This window comes from Janthinobacterium silvisoli (assembly GCF_014200725.1).
Classification (GTDB): domain Bacteria; phylum Pseudomonadota; class Gammaproteobacteria; order Burkholderiales; family Burkholderiaceae_D; genus Janthinobacterium.
Window position 1 is genome coordinate 235,851 of the sequence record NZ_JACHCL010000004.1, and the last position, 11,856, is coordinate 247,706.

9 protein-coding genes are annotated in these 11,856 nt (G+C 59.4%); 3 read left to right on the plus strand and 6 right to left on the minus strand.

Annotation, left to right across the window (positions count from 1 at the left end; genetic code table 11):
* Nucleotide 1: 1 nt before the first annotated feature.
* Nucleotides 2–1,741, minus strand: coding sequence for an IlvD/Edd family dehydratase (locus HDE75_RS20115; protein WP_183679489.1), 1,740 nt, complete (start codon nucleotides 1,739–1,741; stop codon nucleotides 2–4).
* A 424-nt stretch (nucleotides 1,742–2,165) separates the two neighbouring features.
* Between HDE75_RS20115 and chvE the strand changes: the two genes are divergently transcribed.
* The 3 genes from chvE to mmsB all read left to right on the plus strand — a co-directional run bounded on the left by chvE (nucleotide 2,166) and on the right by mmsB (nucleotide 6,121).
* Nucleotides 2,166–3,188 carry a multiple monosaccharide ABC transporter substrate-binding protein gene (gene chvE / locus HDE75_RS20120; protein WP_409254928.1) on the plus strand — a complete coding sequence of 341 codons (1,023 nt, stop codon included), beginning with the start codon at nucleotides 2,166–2,168 and terminating at the stop codon, nucleotides 3,186–3,188.
* Between the two features lie 184 nt (nucleotides 3,189–3,372).
* Nucleotides 3,373–4,917, plus strand: a complete 1,545-nt coding sequence (gene mmsA / locus HDE75_RS20125; protein WP_183679485.1) for a multiple monosaccharide ABC transporter ATP-binding protein — start codon at nucleotides 3,373–3,375, stop codon at nucleotides 4,915–4,917.
* Nucleotides 4,907–6,121 carry a multiple monosaccharide ABC transporter permease gene (mmsB, locus tag HDE75_RS20130; RefSeq protein WP_183679483.1) on the plus strand — a complete coding sequence of 405 codons (1,215 nt, stop codon included), beginning with the start codon at nucleotides 4,907–4,909 and terminating at the stop codon, nucleotides 6,119–6,121. The genes mmsA and mmsB overlap by 11 nt, the downstream gene beginning before the upstream one ends.
* 112 nt (nucleotides 6,122–6,233) lie before the next feature.
* Here mmsB and HDE75_RS20135 read toward each other — a convergent pair whose 3' ends face one another.
* Genes HDE75_RS20135 through xylG form a run of 5 tightly spaced genes read right to left on the minus strand, consistent with a single transcriptional unit; the run spans nucleotide 6,234 to nucleotide 11,852 of the window.
* Nucleotides 6,234–7,136 (minus strand): SMP-30/gluconolactonase/LRE family protein, encoded by a 903-nt coding sequence (locus HDE75_RS20135; RefSeq protein ID WP_221291950.1) that lies wholly within the window; start codon nucleotides 7,134–7,136, stop codon nucleotides 6,234–6,236.
* Complete coding sequence (locus HDE75_RS20140) at nucleotides 7,136–7,900, minus strand: aldose epimerase family protein (RefSeq protein ID WP_183679481.1); 765 nt, start codon at nucleotides 7,898–7,900, stop codon at nucleotides 7,136–7,138. The genes HDE75_RS20135 and HDE75_RS20140 overlap by 1 nt, the downstream gene beginning before the upstream one ends.
* A gap of 11 nt (nucleotides 7,901–7,911) precedes the next feature.
* Nucleotides 7,912–9,111, minus strand: coding sequence for a XylR family transcriptional regulator (locus HDE75_RS20145; RefSeq protein ID WP_183679479.1), 1,200 nt, complete (start codon nucleotides 9,109–9,111; stop codon nucleotides 7,912–7,914).
* Between the two features lie 30 nt (nucleotides 9,112–9,141).
* Nucleotides 9,142–10,284 (minus strand): sugar ABC transporter permease, encoded by a 1,143-nt coding sequence (locus HDE75_RS20150; protein ID WP_183679477.1) that lies wholly within the window; start codon nucleotides 10,282–10,284, stop codon nucleotides 9,142–9,144.
* Nucleotides 10,281–11,852: a D-xylose ABC transporter ATP-binding protein gene (gene xylG / locus HDE75_RS20155; RefSeq protein ID WP_183679475.1), complete on the minus strand. Its 1,572-nt coding sequence runs from the start codon at nucleotides 11,850–11,852 to the stop codon at nucleotides 10,281–10,283. The genes HDE75_RS20150 and xylG overlap by 4 nt, the downstream gene beginning before the upstream one ends.
* Between the last annotated feature and the right edge of the window lie 4 nt (nucleotides 11,853–11,856).

Consider the following 11,856-nt stretch of genomic DNA (forward strand, 5'->3'; position numbering starts at 1 on the left):
CTTAATGCGAGTGCTTGGGTACGGCGGCGCCGCGCTGACCGACCAGGAAGTCGAAATCGCAGCCTTCATCGGCTTGCAGCACGCGCTCGATATACAGTTGCTGATAGCCGTTCTTGAATGGCATGGCCGGTGGTGCCGGCCGCAGCGCCATGCGGCTGGCCAGTTCTTCCTCCGTGATGTCGAGGTTCAAGCTGCCGCCATGGCAATCAAGGCTGATGTAGTCGCCGTCGTGCACGATGGCCAGCGGCCCGCCGGCCGCCGCTTCCGGCGCCACATGCAAGACGACCGTGCCGTAGGCAGTGCCGCTCATGCGCGCATCTGAAATACGCACCATATCCTTGATACCCTGCGCCAGCAGCTTGGGCGGCAGTCCCATATTGCCCACCTCCGCCATGCCGGGATAGCCCTTGGGGCCGCAATTTTTCAGCACCAGCACCGAGCTGGCGTCGACGTCGAGATCAGGATCGTTGATGCGCTGCTTGTAATGGTCAAAGTCTTCGAACACCACTGCCCGGCCCCGGTGCTGCATCAGTTCCGGCGATGCGGCCGACGGTTTCAGCACGGCGCCGCGCGGCGCCAGGTTGCCACGCAAGATGCAGATACCGCCGTCGGCAATCAAAGGCTGCTCCAGCTTGCGGATAACTTCATCGTTATACACAGGCGCATCGAGACAGTTGTCCCACAGCGTCTTGCCATTGACGGTCAGCGCATCCTTGTGCGGCACCAGGCCGCCTTCGCCAAGACGGCGTATCACGCCAGGCAAGCCGCCCGCATAATAAAATTCTTCCATCAGGAAGCGACCCGAGGGCAGCAGGTCGACGATGGTCGGCGTACCCTTGCCGATAGTGGTCCAGTCTTCGAGTTCCAGCGGCACGCCGATGCGCCCGGCTATTGCTTTCAGATGGATCACGGCATTGGTCGAACCGCCGATGGCGGCGTTGACGCGGATCGCGTTTTCAAACGCTGCGCGGGTCAGCACTTTCGACAGGCGCAAGTCTTCCCACACCATTTCCACGATGCGTATGCCCGACATATGGGCCAGGACGTAGCGCCGCGAATCGACTGCCGGAATCGCCGCATTGTGCGGCAGCGAGGTGCCCAGCGCTTCGGCCATGCAGGCCATGGTCGATGCCGTGCCCATGGTGTTGCAGGTGCCGGCCGAGCGCGACATGCCCGATTCGGCTGCCATGAACTGGTGCATGGTGATGGAACCTGCCTTCACGGCTTCGTGCAATTGCCACACGGCCGTGCCGGAGCCGATGTCCTTGCCATCGAGCTTGCCGTTCAACATAGGCCCGCCAGAAACCACGATGGTGGGGATGTCGCAGCTGGCAGCGCCCATCAGCAGCGCCGGCGTGGTCTTGTCGCAGCCCACCAGCAGCACCACCGCATCCATGGGGTTGCCGCGTATCGATTCCTCCACATCCATGGAAGCCAGGTTACGGGTCAGCATCGCAGTCGGCCGCAGATTCGATTCGCCGTTGGAAAACACTGGAAACTCGACCGGGAAACCTCCCGCTTCCAGTATGCCTCGCTTGACGTGTTCGGCCAGCTTGCGAAAGTGGGCATTACATGGCGTCAGTTCGGACCAGGTATTGCAAATGCCGATGATGGGTTTGCCCTGGAATTCATGGTCGGGGATGCCCTGGTTTTTCATCCAGCTGCGGTACATGAAACCGTTCTTGTCTTGCGTGCCAAACCACTGCGCCGAGCGCAGCTCGACTTTTTTCTTTTCAGACATGCTGATGCTTCCTCTGCTGTTTTTTGCTGTTCGATGCTGCTGCGCTGTCACAAGCCAGGCAATGGCCAGAATATAAAGTGTCTATTGATATCTTTCTAATCAATTTTTATTGGTATTCGATATTCAATACGATATCAATATGCCGTCTTTTTGACCTGAAAGTGCCCATGAGGGTTACGCTGGGGTAGTTATGGCCGTGATCGCCCGGCTGATACCTGTTTCGATATCTGATAACGTTTAAAAGTCATTAGAAAGATATCTGTGGACAATTTAGTATCAGCCATCGCGTGGCCCGACGACAGTGTGGAGCCGTCCCGCAGAGGACGCGACTGACAGCAGCATCCAAACCAACAATCAGAGAAGGTGGAGACCTGAAATGAAAACAACCATGAAAATGCTGATCGGCAGCCTGGTATTGGCCGGCATGGCAATCGCACCGCTGGCCAGCGCCGCCGACAAGGGCGCGATCGGTATTTCAATGCCGACCAAATCGTCGATGCGCTGGATCGCAGATGGCGACAATATGGTCAAGGTATTCAAGGAACGCGGCTACAAGACCGACCTGCAATTCGCCGACGACGATATTCCCAACCAGCTGGCGCAAGTGGAAAACATGATCACCAAGGGCGCCAAGGTGCTGGTGATCGCGGCGATCGATGGCACCACCCTCTCTGACGTACTGAAAAAAGCGGCCGACAAGGGCATCAAGGTGATTTCCTATGACCGCCTGATACGCGGCACGGCGAACATCGATTATTACGCCACCTTCGACAACTTCCAGGTTGGCGTGCTGCAGGCAGGCTACATCGAAAGCGCGCTGCATCTGAAGGAAGGCAAGGGTCCGTTCAATATTGAATTGTTTGGCGGTTCGGCCGACGATAACAATGCCCACTTCTTTTACAACGGCGCCATGTCGGTCTTGAAACCGTATATCGACAAGGGCAAGCTGGTGGTGCGCTCGAAGCAGATGGGCATGGACAAAGTCGCCACCCTGCGCTGGGATGGCGCAGTGGCGCAGGCGCGCATGGATAATCTGCTCAGCGCCTATTACGGCAACGCCCGCGTCGATGCCGTGCTGTCGCCGTACGACGGCTTGAGCATCGGTATTCTGTCGTCGCTGAAAGGCGTCGGCTACGGCACGCCGCAACAGCCCTTCCCTGTCGTCACCGGCCAGGATGCGGAAATCCCTTCGGTCAAATCGATCATCCGGGGCGAACAGGCTTCCACCGTGTTCAAGGACACGCGCGAGCTGGCGAAAGTCACAGCCAATATGGTCGACGCCATGTTGAGCGGTAAAACACCGACCGTCAACGACACCAAGACCTATAACAATGGCGTCAAGGTCGTGCCTTCCTATCTGCTGAAACCGGTCATCGTCGACAAGGCGAACTGGAAGCAGGTATTAGTTACGGGCAGCGGCTATTACACCGAAGCGCAAGTCAAATAAAAGACATCTCGCCAAACCTACTGCGCGACGCGATTTTCCGACCTCCGATGCTCACTGTGCATCCGCACAGCTGCGCTTCTCGGTCAGAAACTCGGGCCGCTCGCTACGGTTTTGCGAGACGTCATGAAAGGTGCAGCAAGGTGTGGCGTCATCCCTGATGCCCCACCTTGCCAGAGAGGTTTATATGACGAACACTATCCTGGAAATGCGCGGGATACGGAAGACGTTTCCGGGCGTGGTTGCGCTCGACAACGTCAATCTGCAGGTACGCAGCGGCGAAATCCACGCCATCGTTGGCGAAAATGGCGCCGGCAAATCCACCCTGATGAAAGTGCTGAGCGGCGTGTATGGCCACGGCAGCTATAGTGGCGACATCGATTACCAGGGCCAGACCCGGCAATTTCGCGGCATCAAGGATAGCGAAGAAATCGGCATCATCATCATTCATCAGGAGCTGGCCCTGGTGCCGCTGCTATCGATCGCGGAAAATATTTTTCTCGGTAACGAGCCAGCCAGAAATGGCGTCATCGACTGGGAATACGCGCAAGCGAAGACCCGTGAATTGCTGCATAAGGTAGGCTTGAAAGAGTCGCCCGATACCCTGGTCAACAAACTGGGCGTCGGCAAGCAGCAATTGATTGAAATCGCCAAAGCGCTGTGCAAGGACGTCAAGCTCCTGATCCTCGACGAACCTACCGCCAGCCTGAATGAAAGCGATAGCGATGCGCTACTGACCCTGTTACTGGGCTTGAAGCAGCAAGGCATCGCCTCCATCCTGATTTCACACAAACTGAATGAAATTTCGCGCGTCGCCGATGCGATTACGGTGCTGCGCGACGGCAATACGGTCGACAGTTTTGATTGCCGCGCGGGGCCGGTCAGCGAAGACCGCATCATCGAAAAAATGGTCGGGCGTGAAATGGCCGACCGTTATCCACCGCGCACCCCAGCCATCGGCGATACCATCTTCGAGGTGCGCGACTGGCGCGTATTCCACCCGGAGCATGCCGACCGCGCCATCATCAAGGGCATCAATCTGCATGCAAAAAAAGGCGAAGTGATCGGCATCGCCGGCTTGATGGGTTCCGGCCGCACCGAGCTGGCGATGAGCATTTTCGGCCGTTCTTACGGCCAGCGCATCAGCGGCACGGTATTGAAAAACGGCGTGGAAATCGATGTCAGTTCGATCGGCAAGGCGATTACTCACGGCCTGGCCTACGTCACGGAAGACCGCAAGGGACTGGGCTTGATCCTGGAAGAAGACATCAAGAAAAACACCAGCCTGGCTAACCTGGGCGCGGTGTCGCACCATCTGGTGATCGATGAGGCACGCGAATTTGGCGTGGCCGAGGAATTTCGCCGCAAGCTGAAAATCCGCTGCTCCAGCATCCTGCAAAAAGTCGTCAATCTGTCCGGCGGCAACCAGCAAAAAGTGGTGCTGGCCAAATGGCTGTTTTCGCGGCCCGACATCTTGATACTCGACGAGCCTAGCCGCGGCATCGATGTGGGTGCCAAGTATGAAATCTACAGCATCATTAATGAACTGGCCGCCGAAGGTAAATGCATCGTCATGATTTCATCGGAAATGCCGGAGTTGCTGGGCATGTGCGACCGGATTTATGTCATGAATGAAGGCAGGTTCGCCGCTGAACTGAGCGCGGCCGAAGCGACGCAGGAAAAAATCATGCGCGCCATCGTCACACACGGAGACAATAGTAATGGACACTAACATCACCAGCGCGCCGATCACGCCCGCTCCCGAAACAGCAACGCCCGCGCGCAGCTATACCGGCTTCTTGAAAAACAATATGCGCGACTACGGCATGCTGCTGTCGCTGATCGTCATCATGGGCTTTTTCGAGTACATGACCGAGGGCACCCTGATGCAGCCGCTGAACCTGACCAACCTGGTACTGCAAAACAGCTATATCGTCATCATGGCGCTGGGCATGCTGATGGTGATCGTGGCTGGCCATATCGATTTATCGGTAGGCTCGGTGGTCGGCTTTGTCGGCGCGCTGGCGGCCGTACTGATTGTCAATTACGAGATGAATTTTGTCGCCGCCAGCGTGATTTGCCTGCTTGCCGGCGCCATCATCGGCGGCGCGCAAGGGTATTTCGTGGCTTTCTTCCGCATCCCCTCCTTCATCGTCACCCTGGCTGGCATGCTGGTGTTCAAGGGCTTGACGCTGGCACTGCTGGCGGGTCAGTCGGTCGGCCCTTTCCCACCCGGCTTCCAGATGCTCAGTTCCGGCTTTTTGCCTGACCCTTTCGGCGGCCAAAACCTGCGCGGCCTGTCGCTGCTGCTGGGCGTGGCCGCTGCCGCAGCCCTGATCTTTACTTCGCTGCGCAGCCGCGCCAAGCAGCTCAGGCACGGCATGGAAAACGAACCGCGCGCTTTTTTCCTGCTCAAGAATGGCGTGTTCGCCGCCGTGATGGTGTACTTCAGTTATTTGCTGGCTTCCTACCGGGGTTTTCCGAATGTGCTGGCGGTGATGTCGGTGCTGATCGTCGCCTACACCTTTGTTACCAACCGCACCGTGCTGGGACGGCGCGTGTACGCCGTCGGCGGCAATGAAAAAGCGGCACGCCTGTCTGGCATCAAGACTGAACGGGTCAGCTTCTACACCTTCGTCAATATGGGCATGCTGGCCGCGCTGGCTGGCCTGATCTTCGCTGCCCGCCTGAACACCGCCACGCCCAAGGCCGGTACCGGTTTTGAACTGGACGTGATCGCCGCCTGCTTTATCGGCGGCGCATCGGCGTCGGGTGGCGTCGGCAAGGTGATGGGGGCCGTGATCGGCGCCTTCATCATGGGCGTGATGAATAACGGCATGTCCATCATGGGCATCGGCATCGATTACCAGCAAGTGATCAAGGGTCTGGTCTTGCTGGCAGCCGTGTTTATCGATGTGATCAACAAAAATAAATAAAAACCTACTGCGCGTCGGTATAGGCGGTCTGCGATGCTCACCGCCTCGGCGGCCCCGTACCTAGTACGGTTGCGCTTCTCGACCACCTCTACCTTCCGCTCGCTACGGTTTTTTAGGCATTGCAAGTGAATGCCGCGCCAAAGCGCACTTCAGGCAAACCGCGCACACCAGGCTGGCGTGCGCGGAACAGGCCACCAGCCAGTGGTTCGATTGCCAGTTGAGCCGGCTTGAGGTTTTCCTGCGCCGTGGTGATAAATAATTCATCGTACTGCGGCCCGCCCAGGCTCACGCAGCTGGGCTGCGATACGGGCAGGCTGACGCTACGCTCGATGCTGCCGTCAGGCGCGTAGCGCACCACGCGGCTGGCGCCCCACTGTGCACTCCACAACTGATCATGTGCATCGATGGTGGCGCCATCGGCCGCGCCAGGGCCGGCGTCGAGTACGGCAAACACACGCACCTGGCGGGCGTCACCACCCAGGTAATCGTCCCAGCGGTAAATCGCCTTTTTCAGCGAATCGCAAAAATACATGGCCGTGCCATCGACGCTGAAGCAGATGCTGTTTGAAATGGCAACGGGCGGCAGCGGCAGGCGCTCCAGGCTCAGGTCCAGATTCAAGCGGTAAAAGCTGCCGATGGCTTCGCGGCTGGAGCGTTCATCCAGGGTACCGAATACAAAGCGTCCCTGGCGGTCACAGCGACCATCGTTGACGCGGGTCATGGGTAGGCCAGCCTCCACCGCGTGTAAGGGTGTCACGAGCCCGTTATGCAGCTGGAACCATGCCAGTTGCGTGGCCAGTCCCAGCAACAGTACATCATCGTTGTCCGTCAAGCTAAAACAGGCCAGCCGTTCCGGCATATCCCAGTGCTGGCGCTCACCCGTGGCCAGCACCAGCGCATGCAGCTGGCGGCCTTCGATATTGGTCCAGAAAACGCGGCCACTGCGTTCGCACCAGCGCACGCCCTCGCCCAGGATATTGCGTGCATCGACCAGCAATTCGGCTTGTATTTCCATCATGTCTCCTGATTGATTTTTTCGCTGATGCCCAAGGCATCGATATCGGCCACGCCCAGGCGGTAGACCAGCGTTTGCCGTACGGTATGGCCAGGCAGCAAGTCCAGTGCCGCCGGCGCCAGGAAAAAGCGGCTGGCATCGGTCTGCACATGCAGTTGCCGTCCGCAGCTGAAAAAGCGTAGCACCCTGCCAGATGCCGGGTCGACTATTTTTACAACTTCGCGCAGTTCGCCAATCCTGGCCAGGCAAAATACATGATCAAGACCAGCGGCGCAGCGGGTGCCGGGCCATGCCAGCCGTGCGGCGATGGGAGCAGGCTGGCGAAAATCAAAAGCGGTGCCCGCCACATCGAGCGGCATAGTTCCAGCAGCTTTGCAGGGAAAATAACGGTCGGCGGACAGGCTCAGTATATGGTCACCCACACTGATCTCGTGGCCGCGCAGGTTGAACGCGGGTACAGGCAAGGTGATGCGCGCACGGTTCAGGGCTGTCGCCTCGTAATCGATATGCAGGCAGCCTTCGTCATCGAGACGGTAACGCAAGCGCTCGGCCACGCCATCGCGCTGCAGGCGCAGTAACAAACTGGTATCGGATACTACATCGCATAAGCAGTCCATCGGCAAGCTTGCCCGCATGGGAACGGCCAGCACATCGGCCATGCGGCCATAGCGGTCAGGCGCCCACCAGGACAGCAAGCTGGCATCGCGTGCGCTGATGGTCACGCGCATGCCGCGCCCATTGCGCAGCGTGTGGACGAGATCCACCTCTGCCTGCATCATGCAGCCGGCCCAGGGGTGGTCGCCAGCCGGCTGCGCTGCTGGAATTCGCGCGGCGTACAACCGAGTTCGCGCTTGAACACGGCATGCATATACTGCACCGTGGTAAAGCCGCAGCGCACGGCCACCTCCGCCACCTGGCCCGGTTCGCGCACTAGAAGGGTTTTGGCTGCATCGAGCTTGAAGTGCAGGATTTCATCATGCACGCTGCGCCCCAGCTCATGGCGGAAATGCGCTTCCAGCGAAGAGCGCGATACGCCCACGTAGTCGGCCACCTGTTCCGTCTTGATGCCCTGGCAGGCGTACTGGCGGATGAAATGGCGCGCCTGCATCACCTGCGGATGCTGGAACGGTTGATGGCGGGTAGAGGCCAGCACGTTCAAACCGGCCGGCGGCACCAGGATGCGGGTGGCGGGCAGGCGCATGCCATTGAGCATCTGGTGCAGCAAATGGGCAGCGGTGCGGCCCATTTCCTCTGTACCCTGGATCACGGAACTTAAGGGAATACGCGTCAGCATGCGCGCCAGCGGGTCATTGTCGATACCGATCAGTGCCACCTGTTCCGGCACGGCGATCCCCGCATGCATGCACGCCTGCAGCAACTGGCGCGCACGCGCATCGCTGACCGCGATGATACCAACCGGTTTTTCCAGGCTATTGAGCCAGGCGATTTGCTGTTCCACCGCTTCATCCCATGAGGGAGCGCTGGTGGCCAGGCCACGATAGACATCGGCGCGCATATGGTCGCGCTCCATCAGGGCGCAAAAAGCCGTTTCACGCTCTTGTGCCCAGCGGTTGATAGCAGCCTCAGGCAGGCTGAAACAGGCGAAGCGCGTCAACCCCGCTTCCACCAGGTGGTCGTAAGCCAGTTTGACGATCTTGAAGTTATCGGTGGCCACGTAGGGTATGCCGGCCGGATAATCTTCATCGCGCGCATACGAGCCGCCCACCGCCACCACGGGAACATGGCTGTGCGCCAGGGCAGCGCACACGGCTGGATCGTCGAAATCAGCGATGATGCCGTCGCCCTGCCAGCGTTCAATGCCGGGCAGGCGGCAGCGAAAATCCTCTTCCAGGAACAAGTCCCACGACACGCGCGTGGTGTTCAGATAAGCGGCAATGCCCGCGATGATATCGCGGTCATAAATCTTATTCCCGTTAAACAGCAGCGCAATCCGATGCGCAGTCGGCATCTTCATGGTGTCTCCTCCGTGCCAGTTTTTTCAGGGCTATCGGCGTGCAGAACGTGTACTTACGTCTACCCATACTGCCAGGGTGAGGATACTGCCTTTTACGATCATCTGCCAGTAAGTATCCACGTCCAGCATGGACATGCCATTATCGAGGCTGGCCATCACCAACGCGCCGATCAGCGCGCCGTACACGGTGCCCGAACCGCCCCGCATCGAGGTGCCGCCGATGAAGCAGGCAGCGATGGCGTCCAACTCGCTGAAGGTACCGGCCGACGGCGAACCGGCCGCCAGGCGGCCCGTGTTGATCAGGCCCGCCAGTGCGCACATCAGGCCCATGATGCCGAAGATCCATAGCTTGACGGCCTTGACGTTGATGCCCGACAGGCGCGTCGCCTCCATATTACTGCCCACGGCGTAGATGCGGCGGCCAAACACGGTCTGGCTGGTGATGTAGCTGAATAGGCCCAGCAGCGCCAACAAGAGCAGCACGGGCAGGGGGATGCCTTCATAATCATTCAAAGTCTGCACGAAGGCATACAGCACGGCGCCAATGACGATCACGCGCAAACCATCCACCCATGCTGCCGTCTGCTGCAAGCCATGCTGGGCGCGGCTGGCGCGCTGCCGCCACGTCAGGAACGCAGCCAGCAAGAACAGGACTATGCCGAGTGCTATGCCGGGCAAGGCGGGCAGATAACCCTGGCCCAGGTAGACCAGCGGATCAGAGACGGGCGCAATCGTGATGCCGCCCGTGATGCCCAGCAAAATGCCGCGATACGCCAGCATGCCGCCCAGCCCGACGATAAAGGACGGTATGCCACGATACGCTGTCAGGTAGCCATTCAACAGGCCGATCACCAGGCCACAGCCCAGCACCGCCGCCAGGTTCAGCGCCAGCGGCCAGTGCTGAGTCACATCCAGCACGGCGGCGATGCCGCCCAATAGTCCCAGCAAAGAGCCGATCGACAGGTCGATCTCGCCGGCGATAATCACCAGCACCATGCCGCAGGCGAGGATGCCCGTGACGGACATCTGGCGCAACAGATTGGACAGATTGCGCGGGGTGACAAAACTGCCTTGCGTCTTCCACGAAAAAAAGGCCCAGATCAGCGCCACGGCGATCAGCAGGGCCAGCATCTTGTATTGGGTGAACAGCTGTTTTACGCTGATAGCTTTCATGCGGCGGATTCCTTGTATGCAGTGTTGGCGCCGGGCGCCGGATGCTGGGCCAGCGCTGCCGCCAGCACGGTTTCCTGGCTCAGGCCATGGTTGATAAAGTCGCCGCGCAGCCGCCCTTCTCCCATCACCAGCACGCGGTCGGACACGCCCAGCACTTCTGCCAGTTCCGACGACACCATGATGATGGCCATGCCCTGGTCTGCCAGCGCCAGCATCAATTTATAGATTTCATATTTGGCGCCCACGTCCACGCCACGCGTCGGTTCGTCGAGTATCAGCACACGTGGACGTGTCAGCAGCATCTTGGCCAGCACGGCCTTTTGCTGGTTGCCGCCAGACAGACTGGTAATCGGCAAGGTCGGGCTGGCCGCCTTTAATTCCAGCTGTGCGATCTCACCGCGCACGGCCATCCGTTCGGCTTCGCCATCAATGCGCGTGGCGTGTGCAAATTGTCCCAGCACGGCCAGGGTGATGTTTTGCCCTACATCGAGGTCAGGCACGATGCCGTGGTGCTTGCGGTCTTCCGGCACCATGGCCAGGCCCCTGGCAATCGCCTTTTGCGGCGTCGAGGTATCGATGCGTTGGCCATCGAGCCACACTTCGGCCTGGCATGGCCCCTGATAAGCGCCAAACAGGGCAGAAACCAGTTCCGTGCGCCCCGCACCGACCAGGCCCGCGATACCGAGGATCTCGCCCTTGCGCAAGCTGAACGACACATCGTCGACCCGCTTGCGCTGCGGGTTGTCAGCATCGATACAGGTCACGTGGCGCGCCTCGAACAGCACCTCGCCGATGGCTGGATGCGGCCCGCGCTGTGGATACAGCTGGCTCATTTCACGGCCCACCATTTGCGCGATGATGCGCTCTACATTCATCTGTGCCATGGGTGTGGTAGCGATATGCTTGCCGTCGCGGATGACGACGATGGTGTCGCAGATGGCGGCCACTTCGTCGAGCTTGTGCGAGATATAAATGCAGGTGACGCCACGCGCCTTCAAGGCACGCAGGATATCGAGCAATACGGCGATTTCCGACGCCGTCAGCGACGACGACGGTTCATCGAGGATCAACAGGCGCGCGTTCTTGTTGAGCGCCTTGGCGATTTCCACCAGCTGCTGGTGGCCGCCGCCGTAATTCATCACGGGCAGCGCCACGTTCAGTTCCGGTATCTTCAATTCACGCAGCAGCTCGTCGGCGCGCTTGTACATGGCTGCGTAATGCATGCGCCCACCAGGCAGGGTAATTTCGCGGCCCATGAAGATATTTTCGGCCACGGACAGCTGCGGTACCAGCATCAGCTCCTGGTGGATGATGATGATGCCGGCATTTTCCGTGTCGCGGATCGACTGCGCCCGCAGCGGCTTGCCTTCCCACAGGATTTCGCCATCCCAGCTACCGTGCGGATAAACGCCGGACAGCACCTTCATCAAGGTCGACTTGCCGGCGCCATTCTCGCCGCACAAGCCGATACACTCGCCGGCCCGCACCTGCAGGTCGATGCCATCAAGCGCGCGGACACCGCCAAACTGTTTGGCGATGCCTTTCATTTCAAGCAGATAGTCAGACATGCTC